This window comes from Comamonas sp. E6 (genome assembly GCF_001010305.1).
In the GTDB taxonomy this organism is placed as follows: Bacteria; Pseudomonadota; Gammaproteobacteria; order Burkholderiales; family Burkholderiaceae_C; genus Comamonas; species Comamonas thiooxydans.
In genome coordinates, this window is the sequence record NZ_BBXH01000005.1 from 32,938 (window position 1) to 55,997 (window position 23,060).

The window sequence follows — 23,060 nt, forward strand, 5'->3', positions numbered from 1 at the left end:
CTTTGAGGAGAGCCGACATGAAGCACATCACCTGTTATCTGGACTTTGTGTCGCCCTATGCATGGCTGGCGCTGGAGCAAATGCCCAAGGCGCTGCAAGGGCTCAGCTATCACGTTGATTACCGCCCGGTGCTGCTGGGTGCCTTGCTGCAAGGCAATGCCAACCCCGGACCGGCCGGCATTCCTGCCAAGCGCACCTGGACCTACCGCCATGTCACATGGCTTGGCCGGTCGCTGGGCATACCTCTGCAGATGCCGGCCCGGCATCCGTTCAAGCCGCTGCCGCTGCTGCGGCTGGCGCTGGCACATGGGCGTGACGGCAGCATCAACCGCTTTGTGGCGCAGGCCGTGATGCAGCATGTCTGGCAGGGCGGACATGAGGCCAATGATGCGCAGCGCCTGCAGCAGCTGCGCGAGCAGTTGAAGGAGCAGCTGCGCCAGGAAGAGGACAGTGCCGAGGTCAAGCAATGGCTGCGCGGCAATACGGAGCAGGCGCAGCAGGCCGGCGTGTTCGGCGTGCCGGCCTGGGTGGTGGACGGCCATGTATTCTGGGGCCTGGACGGCCTGCCCATGCTGCAGGCCTATCTGCGTGGCGATGAGTGGTTTGCGCAGCAGTGGGAGGCCGCGGCCGGCGTGCCCTGGGGGCTGGAGTAGGGCGGCAGGTGTGGGGCCGGAGCCGGGATCGACACGCAGGACGGTGCTTTCTCTTTGGCATCGGCCATGGCGCCTAGGCGACGCCGGGCGTGGTGGGCCTTGCATAAGCTGGTGCGGTTTTCAAGACCATCAAGGAGACCGCACCATGGATACCCAGCAGATGTTTTCGCTCAAGGGCCGCACGGCTCTTGTCACCGGTGGTTCGCGCGGTATCGGCCGCATGATCGCCGAAGGCTTTGTGCGCCAGGGCGCGCGCGTGTACATCTCGGCGCGCAAGGCCGAGGCCTGCGACCAGACGGCGCGCGAACTGTCGGAGCTGGGCCACTGCGTTTCGCTGCCTGCCGACGTGTCCACCATGGACGGCGTGAAGTCGCTGGTCGATGCCTATGCGGCGCACGAAGATCAGCTGGGCATCCTAGTCAACAACGCGGGCGCGGCCTGGGGCGCGCCCTATGACGAATTTCCCGAAAGCGGCTGGGACAAGGTCGTGGACCTGAACATGAAGTCGCCCTTCTTCCTGACCCAGGCGCTCACGCCCATGCTGCGCAAGTCGGCCGCGGGCGCGCAGCTGGCCAAGGTCATCAACATTGCCTCCATCGACGGCGTCTCGGTCAACCCCTGGGAGACCTACTCCTACGCGGCCAGCAAGGCCGGCCTGATCCACCTGACCAAGCGCATGGCCCTGCGCCTGGCGCCCGAGCGCATCGTGGTCAGCGCCATCGCGCCCGGCCCGTTCGCCTCGGAGATGAACAAGAACGCGCGCGACCATGCGGACGAGGCCGCGGGGCGCGTGCCCCTGGGCCGCATCGGCGAGCCCGAGGATATGGCCGGCGCCGCCATCTTCCTGGCCTCGCGCGCCGGCGACTATGTGGTGGGCTCCACCCTGGTCGTGGATGGCGGCTGCGCCTGGGCGCGCTGAGTTCGCCCGAGCGCAGCCATTGCATAAAAAGATAGCTTCTACCGCTTGATGGATAAGTAAATCAGATAAATAAGTATCTGAGTTTTAATTGCAGCAAGCGATAAAAGCTATTGTTTTTGAATCCTCATTTCGACAGGAATAGATTCTTTCGAGGCCGCTCCCCTGCGCTCAGGGATGCCACTGCGTGGCGCGCACAGGGCTGGCGGCCGGTGTGGCGGAATTGCCGGCCAGCGCATAGGACAGCTTGTTGGCTGCGGCGATCACGGTCCGGGCCAGGGCTTCGAGCCTGGCCTCGGGCAGGCGTAATGCGGGGCCCGAGATGCAGACCGATCCCATGAGCCGCCAGTGCATGCCGAACACCGGCGCCGAAACCGTTGCCACACCTTGCTCGCGCTCGCCGATGGAGCAGTGGTAGCCCTTTTGGCGGATCTGCTCGTAGATCTCGCCGGGCTCGCCCGAGAACGCCAGGATGACGCGGCCCGGCGAGCCTTTGTCCAGTGGCAACCCCTCGCCCATGCGCGCATGGTGGCGCAGGGCCTGCGGCCCTTCCACGCGTACCAGGCAGGTACGCACATGGCCCTCGCGCACGTAGAAGGCGGCGCTCTCGCCGCTGAGTTGGGTGAGCTCGCGCAGCGCGGGCTCCAGCACGTTCTGCACATCGAAGCCCGCCTGGTAGCGCGCGCCCAGCCAGCCCGAGGAAGGGCCCAGCCGCCATTCCCCGTCCTCGCGCTGCACCATGTAGCCCGACTGGGCCAGCGTGCGCGCCAGCCGCAGCACCGTGGTCTTGTGCAGGCCGCAGCGCCGGCTGAGTTCGGCCAGTGAAAGATGGGATTCGCCCAGCGCAAAGGCCTCGAGCAGCTGCAGTGCGCGGGTGACGGCGATGACGCCGTCGCCGGACTTCTGTGCGGATTGGGTGGGGTTGCTCATGGTGCAATGTGTTTCATTCTGCGAAACAGCATTGTATGGGTTGAAACGTTTGCCTACAGTCGCCTCCAGCGGTCGGGGATTCCGGCCGCACGCATCAGAACACGCTTCAAAGCGACCAACAGGAGACAACAGATGAACTTTCGCCCGCTTTCGCGCGCCCTGCATGCCGCCGTGCTCGGCTTCGTGGCTGTAGTCACTCCCTTCGACAGCGCGCTGGCGCAGCCCGCCTATCCGGCCAAGCCGATCCGCCTGATCGTGCCGTTCCCGCCTGGCGGCGGCACGGACATGATTGCGCGCACCGTGGCCCAGAAGATGGCCGAGCAGAACAAGTGGAGCGTGGTGGTGGACAACCGCCCCGGCGCGGGCGGCAACCTGGGCGTGGACGCCGCAGCCAAGGCCGCGCCCGATGGCTACACCCTGGTCATGGGCCAGACCAGCAATCTCGCCATCAACCCCTGGCTCTACGCCAAGCTGCCCTACGATCCGATCAAGAGCCTGGCGCCCGTGGCCCTGGTGTCCTCGGCGCCCATCGTCATGGCCGCTCCCGCCAACACGCCCTACAAGACCTTTGCCGATCTGGTGACGGCGGCCAAGGCCAGGCCCGACGGCATCACCCTGGGCTATTCGGGGAACGGCACAGTGGCCCATCTGGCGGGCGAGCAGGCCCAGAAGATCTCGGGCATGAGCCTGCGCCATGTGCCCTACAAGGGAGCAGGCCAGGCCATGACGGACCTGGTGGGCGGACAGATCGACCTGTACATGTCCGCCATTCCCACGCTGCTTGGCCAGGTGCGCAACGGCAAGCTGCGACCCATTGTCGTGACCTCGCTGGCGCGCTCCAGCCAGTTGCCCGACACGCCCACGCTGGCCGAGCTCGGCTACAAGGACTTCGAGGCCAGCTCCTGGTACGGCGTGCTGGCGCCCGCGGGCACGCCCGAGGCCATCGTGCAGCAGCTCAACAAGGCCATCAACCGGGCTCTGAAGCAGGCCGATGTGGCCGAGAAGCTGCGCTCCGAGGGCGGCGATGTGCTGGGCGGCACGCCCCAGGCCTTTGCCCAGCTGCTGCGCACCGAGGTGCCGCGCTGGGGCCGCATCGTCAAGGACTCGGGCGCCAGCCTGGACTGAGGCCGATCAGGCCACCGTGCCATCGCGCCGACAAAGCGCCCACCGAGCACACCTGCCGCGCCATGCCTGGTGCACATGCCTGGCATGTGCCCTTGCGGGCAGGACGCGGTGCGCCCTGCCACTCCTGCTCCTTCTTCACTTTCACCTCTGCAACCGGACCGAACCGCGGACCTAACCATCATGAGCCAACTTCCAGAAATCATCCGTGACTTCGAGCGCGTCAGCGCCGAGGTCGTCCAGAAGGCCTCGGGCTTTCAGGCCGCCATCCTGGCCGACGTGGCAGGCCGCCGCGGCACCATGAACGCACGCGTGGCACCCGTGCACCAGGACATGAAGCTCGCCGGCCCGGCCTTCACCGTCGAGGTGCGCCCCGGAGACAACCTGATGATCCACGCCGCCATCGCCCTGGCCAAGCCCGGCGATATCCTGGTCATCGACGGCAAGGGAGACCAGACTGCGGCCCTGATGGGTACGCTGATGCTCAGCGCCTGCAAGAAGAAAGGCCTTGGCGGCGTGATCGTGGATGGCGCGATCCGCGACAAGCTGGAGCTGCTGGAGCTGGGCTTTGCGGTGTTCAGCGCCGGCTTCAATCCTGCAGGTCCGACCAAGTTCGTGCCCGGTCGCATCAATCACCCCATCTCCTGCGGCGGTGCGATGGTGAACCCGGGCGACCTGGTGGTGGGCGACGCCGACGGCGTGGTCGTGATCGAGCGCGCCAAGGCGCCCGCCATGCTGGCGCTGGCCGACAGGAAAGTGGCCGACGAGGCCGCGCGCATCGAGGCCATCGCCCGCGGCGACACGGCCTCGAAGTGGCTGCCCGCCGCGCTGCGCGCGGCCGGCGTGCTCAAGGAAGGAGAGACGCTGTGAGCACCATCATCGTCACGGGCGCCGACCTGGCGCAGCAGGCACTGGATCTGCTGCAAGGCCACGACATAGTCTACGCGGGCAAGACGCCCACCGAGCAAGACCTGGTGGCCCTGTGCCGCCGGCATGATCCCGTCGCCATCATCGTGCGCTACGGCAAGGTGGGGGCCGCAGTCATGGATGCCGGACCTTCGCTCAAGGTGATTTCCAAGCACGGCAGCGGCACGGACACCATAGACAAGGCCGAGGCCGCGCAGCGCGGCATCGAGGTCGTGGCGGCGGCCGGCGCCAACGCGGCGGCCGTGGCCGAACAGGCCCTGGCCCTGCTGCTGGCCTGCGCCAAGTCGGTGGTGCAGCTGGACTCGCGCATGCACTCCGGCCATTGGGACAAGGCCACGCACAAAAGCCTGGAACTGGCCGGGCGCACCGTGGGCCTGGTCGGCCTGGGTGCCATAGGCCTGCGCTTTGCGAAGATGGCCGATGCACTGGGCATGCGCGTGATCGGCTTCGATCCCTTTGCGGGCCAGCTGCCCGGCTACGTGCAGGCCGTGGAGCTGGATACGCTGTGGCGCGAAAGCGATGCGATCTCGCTGCACTGCCCGCTGACCGACGACAACCGCAACCTGCTCAACGCCGCAACTCTGGCGTGCTGCAGGCGCGGCGTGATTGTGGTCAACACCGCGCGCGGCGGTCTCATCGACGAGGCCGCGCTGCTGGCCGCCGTCCAGCAAGGCCAGGTCAGCGCCGCAGGCCTGGACAGCTTTGCCGTTGAGCCCATGGCGGCTGGCCACCCGTTCCTGCACCAGCCGGGTTTCATCCTCAGCCCGCACATCGGCGGCGTGACCTCGGATGCCTATGTGAACATGGGAGTGGGAGCGGCGCGCAACGTGCTGGCGGTGCTGGAGCGCGCCAGCGTCTCCTGAGCCGGCGCCTGCCTTGCAAGGCCGATGAGACTGGTTGCGGGCTTTGCTGCGGGCGGGCGAGGCATCGATGCGGTGCGCTCTTTCCCGCCCTTGCGCGCGGTGGCGTCCAGTTCTGCGGTGCTGGTCGTGGGGCGGGCCGCCGGTGAAAACCTTCGCCGACTGCATGGCGCAGGAGCGCAGGCAGCCCGGCCTCCTTGCGGTCGATATCTTTGGCGCGTGGAGGGGCGACGGCCGGCTCTCAGGCTGTGGCCTGCTTGGCGGCGCCGCGATAGCGCTCCAGCCAGTGGGCATAGGGTGCGGGCAAGGTCCAGTCGGGGCGGTCCACGCCCAGGCTTTGCGCCAGCTGGTAGGCGTAGTGCGGATTGGCCAGATGGGCGCGGCCGATCATCACCAGGTCGACCTGGCCGTCGGCCACGATGCGCTCGGCAATCTGTGGATCATCCATGCCCCAACCTGAGGCCACGGGCAGGCCGGCGCTGCGGCTCACGCGCTGGGCGATGGGAGCGAGGAAGGCGGGCGTTCCCCAGGGAATCTTCACATCGGGAATCACGAAGTTGACGCTGACATTGAGCAGGTCCAGGCCGCGCTCGCGCATCTGGCGCGTCACGGCAATCGATTCCTCCAGGGTTTCTTCGTCGCGGCCGTCGTACTCGATGACGCCGAAACGCGCGGTCAGCGGCAGATGCTCGGGCCAGACCTCGCGCACCTTGGCCACGGTCTCCAGCAGAAAGCGGGCGCGGTTGCTGAAGCTGCCGCCATAGGCGTCGTCGCGCTGGTTGCTGTGGGGCGAGAAAAAGCTCTGGGCCAGATAGCCGTGGGCAAAGTGCAGCTCCAGCCATTCGAAGCTGGCCGCAAGCGCGCGGCGGGCCGCCGCTACAAAGTCGTCCTGCACGCGGGCGATGTCCGCAAGCGTCATGGCGCGAGGAACACGCGGCAGACCGCCGCCAAAGGCGATTGCCGATGGCGCAATCGGCTGCCAGCCGCGGGCATCGCCTTCGGCAATATGGTCGTCGCCTTCCCAGGGATTGTTGGCGCTGGCCTTGCGTCCGGCATGGCCGATCTGGATGCCGGGCACGGCGCCTGCGGCTTTGATGCCGGCGGCAATGCGCGACATGCCGTCGATCTGGCCGTCATTCCACAGGCCGGTGCAGTCGGGCGAGATGCGGCCCTCGGGCGACACGCCCGTGGCTTCGACAATCACCAGCCCCGCGCCGCCGCGCGCCATGGAGGCGTAGTGGACCTGGTGCCAGTCATTGGTGAGACCGTCCACGGCGCTGTACTGGCACATCGGCGGAATGGCGATGCGGTTGCGCAGGGTCAGGCTTTTGAGGGTGAAAGGGGTAAAGAGTGCAGACATGCGAAGTATCGGTGGTGCGAATGGAATGAGCCGGCAGTCCTGCGGCAATGCAGGATGCAAAAGGTTTGATAGCGCCTGGCGCTTTTCATGGCCTGTTTTCAGCATGAAATCAAACTGAAAATCAATGAATGAAGGTGCTGACAGCTATCAAAAAATCAAGGGCATCAGGGCACGGAAAGCGGCGGATACAGGCCCCGGGCAATGAGCTCGCTGGAGACGAAGTTTTTGGTGGTGCCCGGCATGTAGTCGGCGGGCCAGTGAATGCGGTGCATGCAGGGCTTCTGTCGAAGGGAATGGGGAAATGATGGGGGTTGTGGTGAAATAAATCCAATCGATATTTCTGATTTATGAAATCATGCCGACTGATATCAAGAGTCTGGACCTGAATCTGCTCAAGGCCCTGGATGCGCTGCTGGACGAGCGCAGCGTGACGCGCGCTGCCGAGCGTCTGGCGCTGACCCAGCCGGCGGTCAGCGGCATGCTGACGCGGCTGCGCGAGAGCTTCGACGATCCCTTGTTCGTGCGCACGCAGCGCGGCATCGCCCCCACGCTGCGCGCGCTGGCACTGGCAGGGCCGCTCAAGGAGTTGCTGTGCAATGCCGAAGCGCTGCTGCGCCCCCAGGCCTTTGATCCGGCCACGGCGCATATGACGCTGCGCATTGCCGCCACGGATTACGCGCTGCAGGCGGTGGTGCTGCCGTTTCTGGCCGTGTTGCGCCAGCGCGCGCCCGGTCTGTGCGTGGCCGTGGTGCCGGCCCAGCATCTGCCGCTGCACGAGCGGCTGGAGCGCGGCGATATCGACCTGGCGCTGATCACGCCGGAGCGCACGGCCCCCGATCTGCATGCGCGCCGGCTGTTCGACGAACGCTATGTCTGCGTGATGCGCCAGGGCCATCCCGATGCGCGCCGGCGTGGCCTGTCACTGGAGCGCTTCTGCGCTCTGGATCATGCGCTGGTGTCCTATGACGGAGGCAGTTTTCATGGTGTGACGGACGAGGCGCTGGAGCGTCTGGGCCGCAAGCGGCGTGTGGCGCTGTCCGTGACCAGCTTTCTGGTGCTGCCCGAAATCCTGCGCAGCTGCGATCTGATTGCCGTCGTGCCCAGGCGGCTGGTCAAGCCCGACTCGGGGCTGGTGGTGCTGGAGCCGCCGCTGGAAATTCCGGGCTTTACCAAGACGGCCGCCTGGCATGCGCGCACCCATCGCTCTGCGGGGCACCAATGGGCACGGGAGCTGCTGTTCGAGCTGGCGCAGTCCGGCGGGCTGGACGTGGAATGAGCAAGGCCCGCAGAAACCGTGGAGGTCTCTGCGGGCCGAGGTGAGGGCAGATTCCTGCCGGGGCCTGGCATGGTGCCAAGCCATTCACATCATCAGTGGCCCGATGCGCCTGCCGCACCCAGACCGGTTTCCGAGCGCACTTGCTGCGCAGGGAACACGGCGCGCTCCTTGGCCGCCTGAGCGCTCTTGTCGAGCACGGAGAACAGCCACACGCCGAAGAAGCCGATTGCCATGGAGAACAGTGCGGGCGAGGCATAGGGGAACCAGGCCGAGCCGGCGGGATGGCCCAGAGTCGCTTCCCACACCGATGGCGAGACGATGGTCAGACCCACGGAGGAGACCAGACCCATGAAGCCGCCGATGACGGCGCCCTTGGTGGTGCAGTTCTTCCACAGCACCGACAGCAGCAGCGGCGGGAAGTTGGCGGAAGCCGCCACGGCAAAGGCCAGCGAGACCATGAAGGCGATGTTCTGCTTCTCGAACACAATGCCCAGCAGCACGGCCACAAAGCCCAGGCACAGCGTGGTGATGCGCGAGACCTTGAGTTCGGAGGCGCTGTCGGCCTTGCCCTTCTTGATGACGGTGGCGTAGAGGTCGTGCGAGACGGCCGAGGCGCCGGACAGGGTCAGACCTGCGACCACGGCGAGAATCGTGGCAAAGGCCACGGCCGAGATGAAGCCGTAGAACACATCGCCGCCCACGGTCTTGGCCACCAGCACGGCCGCCATATTGGCCGTGCCTGCGCCGCCGTGGATCACGCCCTTGGCCGTGTCCGCCATTTCGGGGTTGGTGAGCACCAGGGTGATGGCGCCGAAGCCGATGATGAAGATCAGCACATAGAAGTAGCCGATCCAGGTCGTGGCCCAGAACACGCTCTTGCGTGCTTCCTTGGCGTCAGGCACGGTGAAGAAGCGCATCAGGATGTGGGGCAGGCCCAGGGTGCCGAACATCAGCGCCATGCCGAAGCTGATGGCGGAGATCGGGTCCTTGATGAAGCCGCCCGGTCCCATGATGGCCAGGCCGAGCTTTTCCGCCACGGATGGCTCTGCGCCGCCATTGGCGGCGATCTGGGTGCGCACCTTCACACCTTCGGCAAACAGTGCCTCGGGGCTGAAGCCGTACTTGGCCAGCACCATGAAGCCCATGAAGGTCACGCCGGCCAGCAGCAGGCAGGCCTTGATGATTTGCACCCAGGTGGTGGCCGTCATGCCGCCGAACAGCACATAGATCATCATCAGCGCGCCCACCAGCACCACCGCGATCCAGTAGTCCAGACCGAACAGCAGCTTGATGAGCTGACCGGCGCCGACCATCTGGGCAATCAGATAGAAGGCCACCACGACCAGCGTGCCGCAGGAGGCAAAGATGCGGAACGGCGTCTGCGCAAAGCGGTAGCCGGCCACATCGGCAAAGGTGAAGCGGCCCAGATTGCGCAGGCGCTCGGCCAGCAGAAAGGTGAGCAGAGGCCAGCCGACCAGAAAGCCGATGGAGTAGATCAGGCCGTCATAGCCGCTGGCCATGACGGAGGCCGAGATGCCGAGGAAGGAGGCGGCGGACATATAGTCGCCCGCAATCGCCAGACCGTTCTGAAAGCCGGTGATGCCGCCGCCTGCGGTATAGAAATCGGAAGCCGACTTGGTGCGGCCCGCTGCCCATTTGGTGATCCACAGGGTTGCCACCACAAAGGCGGTGAACATGATGATGGCCGTCCAGTTGGTGGCCTGCTTGGCGGCGTTGCCGACGTCGCCGCCGGCGGCCAGCACGGGAGCTGTCGCGACCAGCGCCGCAGCGCCCGCCAGCCATTGGGAAGAGATGCGCTGCTTCATTGCTTGATGCCTTTGAGAATGTCGCGGGTGAGCTGATCAAACTCGTTGTTGGCGCGGCGCACATAGAGGCCGGTAATGATCACGGAAAAAATGATGACGCCCATGCCGATGGGAATGCCCAGCGTGGTCACTCCAGCGCCTATGGGCCGGGCCAGGAATTCCTTGTCGAATGCGATCAGCGCAACATAGCCGTAGTACACGATCAGCATCAGGACGGTCAGCGCCAGGCCGAGGCGATTGCGCTTGCGGCGCAGCTGCTGGTAGGCGGGGTTGCTTTGGATTGTCTCTATCACCGGGTCTCGCACAGCGTTGTCTCCTTTGAAGTTTTCCAGCCTGCCATCAGGTGCTCGGTGGCTTGCTTGCGATGCATTCTGAGAAGCCCGTCTGACCGTCTCCTTACTTACGATATCGGTGTTTGCCCCTGGTTTTTCACATCAAAAAAAAACCAATCCGGGTAAGTGCGGAGAGGGTCGGGTAATGCCCAGTCTTGAATTTTTGAGAAGCATTTTTTTGTAAGTTAGCGGTCAGTTGTCGCTTTGATATTGGGCAAACAGGTGAGTTGGCAGCGCCTGAAATTCCAAAACCTAGGAGACAAACATGGCCATCAATGCGACAGCACATATGGGAGGTAAATCGGCCCCAAGGCCGATGAGCCCGGAAGAGCGCAAAGTCATCTTTGCGTCTTCCCTCGGAACCGTTTTCGAGTGGTACGACTTCTATCTGTACGGATCTCTGGCAGCCATCATCGCCAAGCAGTTCTTCAGCGGTCTGGATGCGGGATCGGCCTTCATCTTCGCGTTGCTGGCCTTTGCGGCAGGCTTCATCGTGCGCCCCTTCGGCGCGCTGGTGTTCGGTCGTCTGGGCGACATGATCGGGCGCAAGTACACCTTCCTGGTGACGATCCTGATCATGGGCCTGTCCACCTTCATCGTCGGCATCTTGCCCAACTACGCCAGCATTGGCGTGGCCGCCCCCGTCATCCTGATCGCGCTGCGCATGCTGCAAGGTCTGGCCCTGGGCGGTGAGTACGGCGGCGCTGCCACCTATGTGGCAGAGCATGCGCCGCATGGCAAGCGCGGTGCTTACACCTCGTGGATCCAGACCACGGCAACGCTGGGCCTGTTCCTGTCGCTGCTGGTGATTCTGGGTGTGCGTACCTCGATGGGCGAAGAGAAGTTTGCCGACTGGGGCTGGCGCATTCCCTTCCTGGTTTCCATTTTGCTGCTGGCCATCTCGGTCTGGATTCGCATGACGCTGTCCGAGTCTCCAGCCTTTCAGAAGATGAAGGCCGAGGGCAAGGTGTCCAAGGCGCCTCTGACTGAGTCGTTCGGTCAGTGGAAGAACCTCAAGATCGTGATTCTGGCGCTGGTCGGCCTGACCGCCGGCCAGGCGGTGGTCTGGTATACCGGCCAGTTCTATGCGCTGTTCTTTCTGACGCAGCAGCTCAAGGTCGATGCCGTGACGGCCAATCTGATGATTGCCGCCGCACTGCTGATCGGCACGCCTTTCTTTGTGATCTTTGGCACGCTGTCCGACAAGATCGGCCGCAAGCCCATCATCATGCTGGGCTGCATTCTGGCCGTGTTGACCTATTTCCCCGTCTTCAAGGCGCTGACCGAAGCTGCCAACCCCGATCTGGCTGCGGCTCAAGCCAAGAACAAGGTGGTCATCGTGGCCGATCCTGCGGAGTGCTCCTTCCAGTTCAACCCCACAGGTACGAGCAAGTTCACCAGCTCCTGCGACGTGGCCAAGCAGGTGCTGGCTGCGGGTTCCGTGAGCTATGAAAACGAAGATGCGCCTGCAGGCACGCAGGCCGTGATCCGTATCGGTGCGACCGAGATTCCTTCGTTCTCGCTCAAGGGCCTGAGCCCTGAAGACGCCAAGGCCAAGGACGGTGCGTTCAAGAAGACTGTGGCGGCAGAACTGGCCAAGGATGGCTATCCCACCAAGGCCGACCCCGCCAAGATGAACAAGGTCATGATGGTCGTGATCCTGACCTATCTGGTGCTGCTGGTGACCATGGTCTACGGCCCCATCGCGGCCATGCTGGTGGAGCTGTTCCCGACACGCATCCGCTACACCTCGATGAGCTTGCCTTATCACATCGGCAACGGCTGGTTTGGCGGTCTGCTGCCCACCATGTCCTTCGCCATCGTGGCGCAGACCGGCAATATGTACAACGGTCTCTGGTACCCCATCATCATCGCTGGTGTGACGGCCGTGATCGGCACGCTGTTCGTGCCCGAAACCAAGGATCGCGACATCTACGCCGAAGACTGATGCCAGGCGCTGATGCTGCAATTTATGCAGCATCGCATCAAAGACCTGCAAGGCTTGTGCTTTGCAGGTCTTTTTTGTTTGCTTCAGCACTAGTGGGTTACAGCAGTGTGGCAACAAAGCATCATTGTGTTACTTTTTTGCGATGGAAATCATGCTTTTGAGAGGGGCCAACCTAGAATCACACCTAGCCGCGAGAGGGCCAACAACCTACAAGCCAATGCGGTGCAAAAAACACTATCCCAGGACATAGTAGCACTGAATGACCAAGATGACTCGCATCGCACTGGCCGCACTGGCTGTGATGGGCGCAACCACCGCAATGGCGCAGAGCAGCGTGACGCTGTACGGCCGTATCAACACCACAGTCGAACGCCAGAAGGTGGGCGATGAGTCGGTGTCCGGCCTGTACAACAATGCTTCCCGCTGGGGCATTCGCGGTACCGAAGATCTGGGTGGCGGCCTGAAGGCTGGCTTCACCCTGGAGTCCGGCTTCAACTCCGACACCGGTACCGGTTCCGCCTGGACCCACCCCACCACCGGCATGTCCTTTGCGCGTCAGAGCGAAGTGAACCTGTCCGGCGGCTTCGGCATGATCCGTCTGGGCAACTTCGTTCCCGAGTCCTACTACGCAACTGCTGACTACATCAGCATGCACAACCACGACACCGGTTCTTCTTCCGATGCGCTGTACTACGATCCCGTCTGGTTCGGCGGTCTGAGCACCAAGAACAAGATCGGCTATCGCACTCCCAGCATGGGCGGCCTGACGGTGGATGCCTCCGTGTCTATGCACGAGAAGGATCCCACGGTCGGTCCTCGCAAGAACGGCTACGATCTGGCTGCCAACTACGCCACCGGTCCTCTGCACCTGGGTGCCGGTTTCAGCAAGGTGGGCGATAACTGGCAAGCCGCACTGCGCGGTCTGTACACATTTGGTCAGTTCACGGTTGGCGCCTACTACCAGCGCAATGACCAAGACCTGATCGGCACACGCAACAACTTCCGCCTGTCCGGTATGTACACCATGGGCGCTTCCGAGTTCCACGTGAACGTTGGTCACGCCAACAAGTGGAGCAAGGTTGCCGACTCCGCAGCTACCCAGTGGACTCTGGGCTACAACTACAACCTGAGCAAGCGCTCCAAGGTTTACGGTTACTACACCCGTGTGAACAACGACAGCGGTGCTGCATATAACGCACCAGCTGGCAAGGACTTCGGCTCCATCGCCGTGGGTATCCGCCACAACTTCTAATTTGTGCACCGCGTAAGCGGTGTCTCCAGCAGCTGCAGCTGATAATGCAGACCATTACTCCAAGTTCATACCCCATGTCGCAAGGCATGGGGTTTTTTCTTATGTGCAGCCTGTCTGGCAGTAAGCCACGCGCAAACTCGCTCAGGCTCAATGGTCGTGCTGACTGGCGTGGCACGAGCGGCTGCACCAGCTGCTTATTCATAACACTCTGGAGACTGATATGTGGAAGCTGGCGATTGGTTTTGTGGTGTTTGCTGCCGTGGCGCTGTTTGTCATCATGAAGGCGGGCGACAAGGTGGATATGAGTGGAGAAAAGCATGGCGCGGATGCGATTCATGCACCGGCAGAATCCAAATGAAGGCAGCAGCACTCGATCAAAGCCCCGCCAGCCGGGGCTTTTTTGCGCCGGCCCTGGCTGCACGCTGAAACGGTAATGCACATGCGCACCCAAGGCTCATGCCAGGACTGCCTAGAATGTTTGGCCTCCATAGAAAAGACCGCAGAACATGACGCAGGGCCTGATCCGTATCCGTGGTGCTCGCCAGCACAATCTTCGCAATCTGGACATCGATATCCGTACCGGTGAGCTGACCGTTGTCACCGGCCCCAGCGGCTCGGGCAAGTCCAGTCTGGTGTTCGACACGCTGTACGCCGAAGGTCAGCGCCGCTATGTCGAGACCTTCTCCGCCTATGCGCGCCAGTTCCTCGATCGCATGGACAAGCCGGCCGTGGACAAGGTCGAGGGTGTGCCGCCAGCGATTGCCATCGACCAGACCAATCCGGTGCGCAACTCGCGTTCCACCGTGGGCACGATGACGGAGATCAACGATCACCTCAAGCTGCTGTTTGCGCGCGCGGCCCAGTTGTTCGACAGCAGGACGGCCCTGCCGGTGCGCCACGATACGGCGGACAGCATTTATGCCGAATTGGCCCAGCGCTGCGAGGCCGCGGGCGATCCGCGTATTGCCATTACCTTCCCGGTGGAGCTGCCGGCCAATACCTCGGCCGAAGAGGTGGAGCAATGGCTGTCTGCCAGCGGTTTCACCAAGGTGCAGGCCGAGCGCGAAGTGGAGCGCGCTCACCCGGCAGCTGATGAGGTCGCCAAGGGCAAGAAAAAGGCCAAGCCAGCCCCCGAGAAGATCAAGGTGCTGGATGTGATTGCCGACCGCTTTCGCCTCGGCAAGGCCGAGCGCTCCCGCGCCATGGAGGCGATCGAGGTGGGCCTCAAGCGCGGCAGCGGCAGGCTCACGGTCTATGTGTTGCCCGAGAGCGGTGTCGAGGCGGCCGAGCCCGAGCTGTGGAAGTTCTCGCTGGGCCTGCATTGCCCCGAGAGCAATCTGACTTACCAGGAGCCGATTCCCTCGCTGTTTTCGTTCAACTCCGCGGTGGGTGCCTGCGATGCCTGCCGTGGTTTCGGCCGCGTCATCGGGGTCGACTGGGGACTGGTGATTCCCAATGAAAAGCTCACCTTGCGCACCGGTGTCATCAAGCCGATCCAGACGCCGGCCTGGAAGGAGATTCAGGACGACCTGATGCGCCATTCCGAGGCCGAGGGCATTCCACGCGATACGGCCTGGTCCAAGCTGACCCGGGAGCAGAAGGACTGGGTGATCGAGGGCTCGCCCAACTGGAACGGCAAGTGGAGCCAGACCTGGTATGGCATTCGCCGCTTCTTCGAGTATCTCGAAAGCAAGGCCTACAAGATGCATATCCGGGTGCTGCTGTCCAAGTACCGCAGCTATACCGAATGCCCGACATGCGGAGGTGCGCGTCTCAAGACCGAAAGCCTGCTCTGGCGCATAGGAGGCAAGCAGGCTGCGGATGCCGTGCTGCCGCCCGGCGATGACAGCGGCAGATACCAGCGCTTCATGCCGCAGGCGGTGGGCTGGAGCCGAGAGCAGCTCGACAGCCTGCCTGGCCTGTGTCTGCACGATCTGATGCGCTTGCCGATCACGCGCCTGCGTGACTTCTTTGCGCAGCTGGCGCCAGACAACAACGCCGTTAAAAATGATGGTGAAGCCCAGGCATTGAAGATGCTGCATGCAGAAGTCATGACGCGGCTGCAGTATCTGTGCGATGTGGGCATAGGCTACCTCACGCTGGACCGCCAGAGCCGCACGCTGAGCGGCGGCGAGGTGCAGCGCATCAATCTGACCACCGCTTTGGGCACTTCGCTGGTCAATACCTTGTTCGTGCTCGACGAGCCATCGATAGGACTGCACCCGCGCGATATGGAACGCATCACCGAGGCCATGCAGCGCCTGCGCGATGCGGGCAATACGCTGGTTGTGGTGGAGCATGACCCGGCCGTGATGTTTGCCGCCGACCGCATGATCGACATGGGGCCGGGCCCTGGCGCACGCGGCGGCCAGATCGTGTTCGACGGCACACCCGAGGATCTGCGCAAGGCCGATACCCTCACTGGCGCCTATCTGGGCGGGCGCAAGCAGGTGGGCTTCGGTCTCAAGCGCATGGTGACCGAGAGCACGCCGCGCCTGATTCTCGAAGGCGCACGCGAACACAATCTGCGCGATATCAGCGTGGACTTTCCGCTGCAGCGCCTGGTCACGATCACCGGCGTGTCGGGCTCGGGCAAATCCACGCTGATCCAGGATGTGCTGGTGCCTGCGCTGATGCGCCATTTCGGCAAGCCCACCGATGCGGCGGGCGCGTTCGAGCGCCTGTTGGGCGCAGACCATCTGGCCGATGTGATGTTCGTGGATCAGTCGCCCATCGGCAAGACGGCGCGTTCCAACCCGGTCAGCTATGTGGGCGCCTGGGATGCGATCCGCGAGCTGTTCGCCGTCGCGCCGCTGTCGCGCCAGCGCGGCTACACGGCCGCCAAGTTCAGCTTCAACAGCGGCGACGGCCGCTGCCCGACCTGCGGCGGCTCGGGCTTCGAGCATGTGGAGATGCAGTTTCTCTCGGATGTCTATCTTCGCTGCCCCGACTGCAACGGCACGCGCTATCGCCCCGAGATTCTGGAAGTGAAAATCGAGCGCAACGGCCAGCCGCTGAATGTGGCCGATGTGCTGGAGCTCACTGTGGCCGAAGCCGCGCTGCTGTTTGCGCAGGACCGCGATGTGATCCGCGCTCTGCAGCCCATCGTCGATGTGGGTCTGGAATATGTGAAGCTGGGTCAGCCCGTGCCCACGCTGTCGGGCGGCGAGGCCCAGCGCTTGAAACTGGCAGGCTTCCTCGCGGAAGCGGCTCGCGCGCAAAGCAAGTCCAAGCAGTCGCTGGCCAAGAAAGGCACGCTGTTCCTGTTCGACGAGCCCACGACCGGCCTGCATTTCGAGGACATCGCCAAGCTCATGCGCGCGCTGCGCAAGCTGCTCGAAGCGGGCCACTCGCTGATCGTCATCGAGCACAATCTGGATGTGATTCGCGCCAGTGACTGGCTCATCGATCTGGGCCCCGAAGGCGGCGATGGCGGCGGTCTGATAGTGGCCCAGGGCACGCCTGAAGATGTGCGCCATGTGCAAGAGTCGCACACGGCCCAGGCCTTGCGTGAATACGACCTGGCCATGGGCGTGGGCGGCGAGGCGGTGCGTGAAGTCGCGCCCATGCTCTATAAACCAGAGCGCAAGGCCAAGGCAGCACAAGCGCTGCAGGCCAAGAATGCGATTGAAATCGTCAACGCCAAGGAGCACAACCTTAAGTCGCTGACGGTCGATGTGCCGCGCGGCAAGTTCAATGTGGTGACCGGTGTCTCGGGTTCCGGAAAATCCACGCTGGCTTTCGACATTCTGTTCAACGAAGGCCAGCGCCGCTATCTCGAATCGCTCAATGCCTATGCGCGTTCCATCGTGCAGCCTGCGGGCCGTCCCGAGGTCGATGCGGTCTATGGCATACCGCCTACGGTGGCCATCGAGCAGCGCCTGTCGCGCGGCGGTCGCAAGTCCACGGTGGGCACGACCACCGAGGTCTGGCACTTTCTGCGTCTGCTCTATGTGAAGCTGGGTGTGCAGCACTGCATACACGACGATGCCATCGTGCAGCCGCAGACCGAGGAAAGCATTGCCGCGCAGCTGATGACGAACTTCCGCGGTCAGACCATCGGTCTCTTGAGTCCGCTGGTCGTCAACCGCAAGGGCGTCTATACCGAGCTGGCCGACTGGGCCAGACCCAAGGGCTACACGCATCTGCGCGTGGACGGCGAGTTTCTGCCGACCACGGGCTTTCCACGCATTGACCGTTTCAAGGAGCACACCATCGAGCTGCCCGTGGCCAGCGTGACGGTGACCGCGGCCAACGAGAAGGAGTTGCGCGGCCACCTGCGCCAGGCACTGGAGATCGGCAAGGGCGTGCTGCATGTGCTATCGGGCATCGAGAATCTGGCCGACGCCATGCAAGGCGGCCGGAGCACGGCCGGCATCGGTGCGCTGCAGGTGTTCTCCACCCAGCGCGCCTGCCCGGTCTGCGCCACCAGCTATGCCGAGCTGGACCCGCGTCTGTTCTCCTACAACAGCAAGCATGGCTGGTGTCCCGATTGCGTGGGCACGGGCGTGAAGCTGACCAAGGACCAGCGCAAGGTCTATGACGACACCTTGCTGGCCGACGACAACCGGGGCCGTGAGGTGAAGTTCGAAGGCCAGGAAGTGGAAGACCTGGCTGAAGTCGTTTGTCCCAAATGCCATGGCACACGTTTGAACCCTGTGGCGCGAGCCGTGAAGTTTCACGGCGAGGCGATTACCGATATTGCCCAGCTGTCAGTCAGCGATGTGCGCCACTGGATACAGAGTCTGGAGCTCACGGGCCGCGAAGCCGATATTGCGCGCGATCTGATTCCCGAGATTCAAAGCCGTCTCGAATTCCTGGAAGAAGTCGGTCTCAACTATCTGACGCTGGACCGTGGCGCGCCCACGCTGAGCGGGGGCGAGGCCCAGCGCATCCGTCTGGCTGCGCAGCTGGGCAGCAATCTGCAAGGCGTCTGCTATGTGCTGGACGAACCCACCATCGGCCTGCATGCGCGCGACAACCAGATCCTGCTCAATGCCTTGCACAAGCTAGGCGACAAGGGCAACACGCTGGTGGTGGTGGAGCATGATGAAGACACGATTCGCCGCGCCGACCACGTGATCGATATCGGCCCCAGCGCTGGCATTCGTGGCGGCCGTCTGGTGGCCGAAGGCACGGTGGATGACATCATGGCGGCCAAGGACTCGGTCACGGGGCGCTATCTGCTGCACGCCATGCGCCATCCCTTCAAGCCTCGTCTATGGGTGGGGGAGGGCGAGCCTCCGGAGCAGCCGGCTGCTATCAATGCAGAAGCTGCTGACGCCGGTGATATGGCAGTTTCAGAGAAGAAACCATCCAAGACCAAGAAAAAGAAAGCGGTAGCTGCTACTGAAAATGTGGTGCAGCAAGACAGCGACGCCTTGCACTGGCTCACGGTGCTGGGCGCGAATCTGCACAATCTGCAGAGCGTGGACGCTCGCGTTCCGCTCAAGCGGCTGGTGGCCGTGACCGGGGTTTCGGGCTCGGGCAAGTCCACGCTGGCGCGCGATGTGCTGCTGAGCAATGTGGCGGCCTGGGTGCAGCAGCGCTCGACCAAGGCCGGCCGCGATGCCATGGATGCAGGCAAGTCGCCGGCGCTCGTGGGCTGCAAGGGACTCAAGGGTTTCGAGACCATCGATCGCGTGCTCGAAGTCGATCAGACCCCGATCGGCAAGACGCCGCGCTCCTGCCCGGCGACCTATATCGGCTTCTGGGACACGATTCGCAAGCTGTTTGCCGAGACCCTGGAGGCCAAGGCCCGCGGCTATGCGGCTGGCCGTTTCTCGTTCAACACCGGCGAAGGCCGTTGCCCGGCCTGCGAGGGCCAGGGCGTGCGCACCATCGAGATGAGCTTTCTGCCTGATGTGAAAGTGCCTTGCGAAGTCTGCCACGGTGCACGCTTCAACCCCGAGACGCTGGCCGTGAGCTGGCGCGGCAAGAGCATTGGCGATGTGCTGAAGATGGAGGTCGACGAGGCCGTGGAGTTCTTCGCCTCCATGCCCTCGATTGCCCATCCGCTGCAGCTGCTGAAAGACGTGGGCCTGGGCTATCTGACCCTGGGCCAGCCATCGCCCACGCTGTCGGGTGGCGAGGCCCAGCGCATCAAGCTGGTGACCGAGCTGACCAAGGTGCGCGACGATATCGGCCGGCGCGGACAGAAGGCTCCGCACACGCTGTATGTGCTGGACGAGCCCACCGTGGGCCTGCACATGGCCGATGTGGACAAGCTCATCCATGTGCTGCACCGCCTTGTCGACGGCGGCCACAGCGTGGTGGTCATCGAGCATGACCTCGACGTGATTGCCGAGGCGGACTGGATCATCGATCTGGGCCCCGAAGGCGGCAAGGACGGCGGGCGCATCGTGGCCACGGGAACTCCCGAGGAACTGGTGAAGATCGGCACCCACACCGGCAAGGCACTGGCGCCGGTGCTGGCGCGGTAGGAGGCGGCGCACACCATGTCCTTCTCGCGCAGCAACTTTCCTGCACCGGCGGAGCTGGCAGCCTCGCGTGTCGCGTGGATGGCGCAGATCGCGCGCCCACCGCTGCCGCCGGCGGTGCAGACCTGGATGACCTGGGCGCTTGGTTGGAGAGATGAGCTGCCGTGGTTGCAGCTTCCTGCATGGCGTGAAGGTGCGGGCAACTGGCTCGCGATGCAGCGCGCCACCGATACGGCAGGGCTGTGGTCTCAGACTGGTGAGTACCGCTTCGGTCTGGACCTCAAGGCCAGCACGCCCGGTGATCTGCGCTGGATCGATGGTGCGGTGGCGGATGGCTGGAGCCCGCACTGGCTGGTGTTGACCCATGGCCTGGATGGCGACCCGCTGATCGGTGACATGAGCCGGCCCGAAGTGCCTGTGCTGTGGAAGTGGCATGACGAGCCGCACCGCGCGGCCAGGCCATTGTTCGCCTCGCTCGAGGAGTTGATGGCGCATGTGCAGGCCAAGGTAGCCAAAGCGCCACTTGTGCCGCGTGAAACGCGCTCTTCCACCATCTTCTACACCGTGCGCCTGCTGGAGCTGGGGCCCGATCCGGCCAGGGTCATGCTGGCGCTCAGGAAAATCTTCACGACGCTGTCTGCGCAGGAGCTGCTGAAACTCAAGACCCGGCTGCCGCTGACGCTGCTGGACGATAGCGTCAGCGCTTTGCAAAAGGACCGCCTGGTGCAGCATTTCGAGGGGCTGGGCGCGCGCATGGAAGTGAGCGAACGTCGCTTGTAGCGCGCACGCAAGGGCGGCCGATACGGCGCATGCAGCGCGTCCTTCCAAACACACCTCACCCGCGCCATTTCTGCCAAGGCAGGTTCATGGTGTTCATGGGCAGCGGCACCGATTATTTGATCGAAAAAAAGGCCCGCGTGATGCACGCAGGCCTTGTGGTCCAGCACAGTCCGCTTTACTGGAAGCCCAGCGTGTGCGGCAGCCAGGTCGACAGCTCGGGGATGAATGTCAGCAGGCAAAGTACGACGAAGTGGGCCAGCAGGAACAGCGGCATCTCGCGCGTCAGATCGGTGATGGACACGCGCGTGGATACGGCCGTCACGAACAGCAGGCCGCCGACCGGCGGCGTGATCATGCCCAGCGTGAGGTTGACGATCACCACCATGGCGAAGTGCGTGGGATCGATGCCCAGGCTGAAGGCGATGGGCGCGAGAATGGGCACCAGAATCATCACGCCGGGCAGTGGCTCCATGAAGATGCCGAAGACCAGCAGCAGAATGTTCACGGCAATCAGGAACATGACGGGCGAGAGTTCCCAGCTCACGATCAGCTCGGACAGATACTGCGGAATGCCTTCCACCGTGAGCACCCAGGCAAATGCTGCCGAGGTCGCCATCACCAGCAGCACCGAGGCCGTGAGCATGGCCGAGCGCGCCAGGATGCCGGGCAGGGCCGACCACCTGAGCGTGCGGTAAACCCATTTGCCGCAGACCAGGGCATAGAACACGGCCACGACGGAGGCTTCCGTGGGCGTGAAGATGCCGAAGCGGATGCCGACCACGATGAGCACGATGAGCATCAGCGCGGGGATGGCCTTGAAGCTGGTGCTCCACATCTCGCGTGCCGAGGGGCGTGGTTCGGTGCTGCGGTAGTCGCGCTTCTTGCAGACCCACCAGTTGACGGCCGCCATGGCCAGCGCGATCAGAATGCCGGGAATGAAGCCGGCCATGAACAGGCCGCCCACGGACACGTTCTCATCCTGCAGCGCATAGATGATCATGCTGACCGAGGGCGGAATGATGGGGCCGACGATGGCGGTGCTGGCCGTCAGCGCGGCCGCATAGGGGCGGCTGTAGCCGGCCTTGTCCATCATCTTGACCATCATGGAGCCGGGTCCGGCCGCATCGGCAAGGGCCGAGCCGGAGATGCCCGAGAACATGGTCAGCGAAAGCACATTGGCATAGCCCAGGCCGCCGCGCAGATGGCCGACGAACTGGGCGGCAAAGCGCAGCAGCACGGCCGTGAGCGCACCGCCCGACATCAGCTCTGCGGCCAGGATGAAGAAGGGCACGGCCATCAGCGGAAAGCTGTCGATGCCTGTGAACATTTCCTTGAAGACGATCAGCTGTGGATAACGTCCGCCGACAAAGACTGCCAGGGCGGCCGAGATGGCCAGCGCAAACGCCACCGGAAAGCCCAGCGTGAGCAGGACGATGATGGCAACAAATAAAGTGATACCCATGATGTTTCAACCGATCAGTGATTCGTGGCGCAACGCATAAAACTGGCCTGACCCAAGCCAGGGACAGCGAGCAAGGGCCTGTGCCGGCCGCGCCGCCCCGCAGCGGGGGCTGCCCCAGCTAGGGCTGCCCCAGCGAGGCTGTCGTCCTTCTTACAGGAGGAAGGCGCGCAGCGACTTAGATTCGTGGCGCAACGCATAAAACTGGCCTGACCCAAGCCAGGGACAGCGAGCAAGGGACGCCCCGCGGCGAGGCTGTCGTCCCCCTTCCAGGGGGAAGGCGCGCAGCGACTCAGGGGGTGTTTCATATAGACGCTGCAGCGTCCGCATCCATTTCATCGGACTCGGCGAAGCTGCCAGCGGTGATGTAGCCGCGTGCGATGAACAGCAGATGGATCAGCATCAGCACAAAGCCCACGGGCATGGCCGCATAGATATAGGAGATCGGGATGTCCGTGGCCGCCGTGGTCTGAAAGCGCGTGGCGTACACATACTGCGAGGAGGTAACGGTCATCACGGCAAAGAAGATCGCCAGAATGAGCACGACAAAGCCGCGCATGGCCTGTGCCTTGCGGGCGCTCACGCTGCGGTGCAGATTGTCGATGGCCACATGGCCGCCAAAGCGCAGCACCAGGCCTGCGCCCAGGAAAGTGACCCAGATCATCATGTGGCGGGCGACTTCTTCGGCCCAGACGATGGAGTCGCCCGTGGTGTAGCGCAGCACCACGTTGGCAAAAACGATGCAGGCCATGGCCAGCAGCAGCAAGATCAGCAGCCAGCGATTGCCGGCCACGAGAATGCGTTCGATACGATCAAGCATAGGAGTGGGGGTGAGCAGGCGCAGCGGCACGGAACGCCGCAGGAGCTGGCTGCATCACAAAGTTGAGAGCTGCTTCATCATCGGCAGGAATTGGCGCAAGTCCATTCGTGCTGACCGCAGCCGGGCAAGGACCGGCCTTGCCCAGAAGGGAGAAAAATG

General features: G+C 63.7%; 17 protein-coding genes. 11 read left to right on the top strand and 6 right to left on the bottom strand.

Features of this window, described 5'->3' with window-relative positions:
* The first annotated feature begins 17 nt into the window (after positions 1-17).
* Together CSE6_RS01245 and CSE6_RS01250 are read left to right on the top strand one after the other, a co-directional pair.
* On the top strand, positions 18-653 hold the full coding sequence (locus tag CSE6_RS01245) for a 2-hydroxychromene-2-carboxylate isomerase (protein ID WP_059439722.1): 636 nt from the start codon (positions 18-20) through the stop codon (positions 651-653).
* A 145-nt stretch (positions 654-798) separates the two neighbouring features.
* The gene (locus tag CSE6_RS01250; RefSeq protein ID WP_034357137.1) at positions 799-1,572 is read left to right on the top strand and encodes a glucose 1-dehydrogenase; all 774 of its coding nucleotides are present in this window, start codon (positions 799-801) and stop codon (positions 1,570-1,572) included.
* A 168-nt stretch (positions 1,573-1,740) separates the two neighbouring features.
* Here the strand turns inward: CSE6_RS01250 and CSE6_RS01255 are convergent, their stop codons facing one another.
* The gene (locus tag CSE6_RS01255; protein WP_059439723.1) at positions 1,741-2,499 is read right to left on the bottom strand and encodes an IclR family transcriptional regulator; all 759 of its coding nucleotides are present in this window, start codon (positions 2,497-2,499) and stop codon (positions 1,741-1,743) included.
* Between the two features lie 132 nt (positions 2,500-2,631).
* Between CSE6_RS01255 and CSE6_RS01260 the strand changes: the two genes are divergently transcribed.
* The 3 genes from CSE6_RS01260 (at position 2,632) to CSE6_RS01270 (ending at position 5,411) form a co-directional block, all read left to right on the top strand.
* Positions 2,632-3,624: a tripartite tricarboxylate transporter substrate binding protein gene (locus tag CSE6_RS01260; protein ID WP_045838534.1), complete on the top strand. Its 993-nt coding sequence runs from the start codon at positions 2,632-2,634 to the stop codon at positions 3,622-3,624.
* 180 nt (positions 3,625-3,804) lie between these two features.
* Entirely contained in the window at positions 3,805-4,491 is a 687-nt protein-coding gene (locus CSE6_RS01265; RefSeq protein ID WP_059439724.1) for a methyltransferase, read from the top strand.
* Positions 4,488-5,411 carry an NAD(P)-dependent oxidoreductase gene (locus CSE6_RS01270; RefSeq protein ID WP_034357148.1) on the top strand — a complete coding sequence of 308 codons (924 nt, stop codon included), beginning with the start codon at positions 4,488-4,490 and terminating at the stop codon, positions 5,409-5,411. The genes CSE6_RS01265 and CSE6_RS01270 overlap by 4 nt, the downstream gene beginning before the upstream one ends.
* 238 nt (positions 5,412-5,649) lie before the next feature.
* Here CSE6_RS01270 and CSE6_RS01275 read toward each other — a convergent pair whose 3' ends face one another.
* Positions 5,650-6,768 (bottom strand): NADH:flavin oxidoreductase/NADH oxidase, encoded by a 1,119-nt coding sequence (locus CSE6_RS01275; protein WP_059439725.1) that lies wholly within the window; start codon positions 6,766-6,768, stop codon positions 5,650-5,652.
* A gap of 355 nt (positions 6,769-7,123) precedes the next feature.
* Between CSE6_RS01275 and CSE6_RS01280 the strand changes: the two genes are divergently transcribed.
* Complete coding sequence (locus tag CSE6_RS01280; RefSeq protein WP_034357155.1) at positions 7,124-8,044, top strand: LysR family transcriptional regulator; 921 nt, start codon at positions 7,124-7,126, stop codon at positions 8,042-8,044.
* 92 nt (positions 8,045-8,136) lie between these two features.
* On the opposite strand, the gene CSE6_RS01285 is transcribed toward CSE6_RS01280, so the two are convergent.
* Both CSE6_RS01285 and CSE6_RS01290 read right to left on the bottom strand, forming a co-directional pair.
* Positions 8,137-9,870: a cation acetate symporter gene (locus CSE6_RS01285; protein WP_034379215.1), complete on the bottom strand. Its 1,734-nt coding sequence runs from the start codon at positions 9,868-9,870 to the stop codon at positions 8,137-8,139.
* Entirely contained in the window at positions 9,867-10,175 is a 309-nt protein-coding gene (locus tag CSE6_RS01290; RefSeq protein ID WP_003061686.1) for a DUF485 domain-containing protein, read from the bottom strand. Before CSE6_RS01290 ends, CSE6_RS01285 begins: the two co-directional genes overlap by 4 nt.
* Before the next feature lie 292 nt (positions 10,176-10,467).
* On the opposite strand from CSE6_RS01290, the gene CSE6_RS01295 reads away from it, so the two are divergent.
* The 5 genes from CSE6_RS01295 (at position 10,468) to CSE6_RS01310 (ending at position 20,622) form a co-directional block, all read left to right on the top strand.
* The gene (locus tag CSE6_RS01295; RefSeq protein ID WP_045838531.1) at positions 10,468-12,150 is read left to right on the top strand and encodes an MFS transporter; all 1,683 of its coding nucleotides are present in this window, start codon (positions 10,468-10,470) and stop codon (positions 12,148-12,150) included.
* A gap of 259 nt (positions 12,151-12,409) precedes the next feature.
* Positions 12,410-13,402: a porin gene (locus CSE6_RS01300; RefSeq protein ID WP_059439726.1), complete on the top strand. Its 993-nt coding sequence runs from the start codon at positions 12,410-12,412 to the stop codon at positions 13,400-13,402.
* Between the two features lie 220 nt (positions 13,403-13,622).
* Positions 13,623-13,760: a hypothetical protein gene (locus tag CSE6_RS25980; protein WP_003059044.1), complete on the top strand. Its 138-nt coding sequence runs from the start codon at positions 13,623-13,625 to the stop codon at positions 13,758-13,760.
* Positions 13,761-13,908: 148 nt separating this feature from the next.
* Entirely contained in the window at positions 13,909-19,845 is a 5,937-nt protein-coding gene (gene uvrA, locus CSE6_RS01305) for an excinuclease ABC subunit UvrA (RefSeq protein WP_059439727.1), read from the top strand.
* Between the two features lie 15 nt (positions 19,846-19,860).
* A complete protein-coding gene (locus CSE6_RS01310; protein ID WP_059439728.1) occupies positions 19,861-20,622 on the top strand; it encodes a hypothetical protein in 762 nt (253 codons plus the stop codon).
* A gap of 175 nt (positions 20,623-20,797) precedes the next feature.
* Here CSE6_RS01310 and CSE6_RS01315 read toward each other — a convergent pair whose 3' ends face one another.
* Together CSE6_RS01315 and CSE6_RS01325 are read right to left on the bottom strand one after the other, a co-directional pair.
* Positions 20,798-22,084 (bottom strand): TRAP transporter large permease, encoded by a 1,287-nt coding sequence (locus CSE6_RS01315; RefSeq protein ID WP_034379224.1) that lies wholly within the window; start codon positions 22,082-22,084, stop codon positions 20,798-20,800.
* A gap of 301 nt (positions 22,085-22,385) precedes the next feature.
* Positions 22,386-22,901: a TRAP transporter small permease gene (locus CSE6_RS01325; RefSeq protein ID WP_034357664.1), complete on the bottom strand. Its 516-nt coding sequence runs from the start codon at positions 22,899-22,901 to the stop codon at positions 22,386-22,388.
* Positions 22,902-23,060 lie beyond the last annotated feature (159 nt).

What these genes read in the sequence shown, in the direction of transcription:
- CSE6_RS01245 (WP_059439722.1), top strand. Translation starts at nt 18, where the DNA reads ATGAAGCACATCACCTGTTATCTGGACTTTGTGTCGCCCTATGCATGG.
- CSE6_RS01250 (WP_034357137.1), top strand. Translation starts at nt 799, where the DNA reads ATGGATACCCAGCAGATGTTTTCGCTCAAGGGCCGCACGGCTCTTGTC.
- CSE6_RS01255 (WP_059439723.1), bottom strand. Translation starts at nt 2,499, where the DNA reads ATGAGCAACCCCACCCAATCCGCACAGAAGTCCGGCGACGGCGTCATC.
- CSE6_RS01260 (WP_045838534.1), top strand. Translation starts at nt 2,632, where the DNA reads ATGAACTTTCGCCCGCTTTCGCGCGCCCTGCATGCCGCCGTGCTCGGC.
- CSE6_RS01265 (WP_059439724.1), top strand. Translation starts at nt 3,805, where the DNA reads ATGAGCCAACTTCCAGAAATCATCCGTGACTTCGAGCGCGTCAGCGCC.
- CSE6_RS01275 (WP_059439725.1), bottom strand. Translation starts at nt 6,768, where the DNA reads ATGTCTGCACTCTTTACCCCTTTCACCCTCAAAAGCCTGACCCTGCGC.
- CSE6_RS01280 (WP_034357155.1), top strand. Translation starts at nt 7,124, where the DNA reads ATGCCGACTGATATCAAGAGTCTGGACCTGAATCTGCTCAAGGCCCTG.
- CSE6_RS01285 (WP_034379215.1), bottom strand. Translation starts at nt 9,870, where the DNA reads ATGAAGCAGCGCATCTCTTCCCAATGGCTGGCGGGCGCTGCGGCGCTG.
- CSE6_RS01295 (WP_045838531.1), top strand. Translation starts at nt 10,468, where the DNA reads ATGGCCATCAATGCGACAGCACATATGGGAGGTAAATCGGCCCCAAGG.
- CSE6_RS01300 (WP_059439726.1), top strand. Translation starts at nt 12,410, where the DNA reads ATGACCAAGATGACTCGCATCGCACTGGCCGCACTGGCTGTGATGGGC.
- CSE6_RS25980 (WP_003059044.1), top strand. Translation starts at nt 13,623, where the DNA reads ATGTGGAAGCTGGCGATTGGTTTTGTGGTGTTTGCTGCCGTGGCGCTG.
- uvrA (WP_059439727.1), top strand. Translation starts at nt 13,909, where the DNA reads ATGACGCAGGGCCTGATCCGTATCCGTGGTGCTCGCCAGCACAATCTT.
- CSE6_RS01310 (WP_059439728.1), top strand. Translation starts at nt 19,861, where the DNA reads ATGTCCTTCTCGCGCAGCAACTTTCCTGCACCGGCGGAGCTGGCAGCC.
- CSE6_RS01315 (WP_034379224.1), bottom strand. Translation starts at nt 22,084, where the DNA reads ATGGGTATCACTTTATTTGTTGCCATCATCGTCCTGCTCACGCTGGGC.
- CSE6_RS01325 (WP_034357664.1), bottom strand. Translation starts at nt 22,901, where the DNA reads ATGCTTGATCGTATCGAACGCATTCTCGTGGCCGGCAATCGCTGGCTG.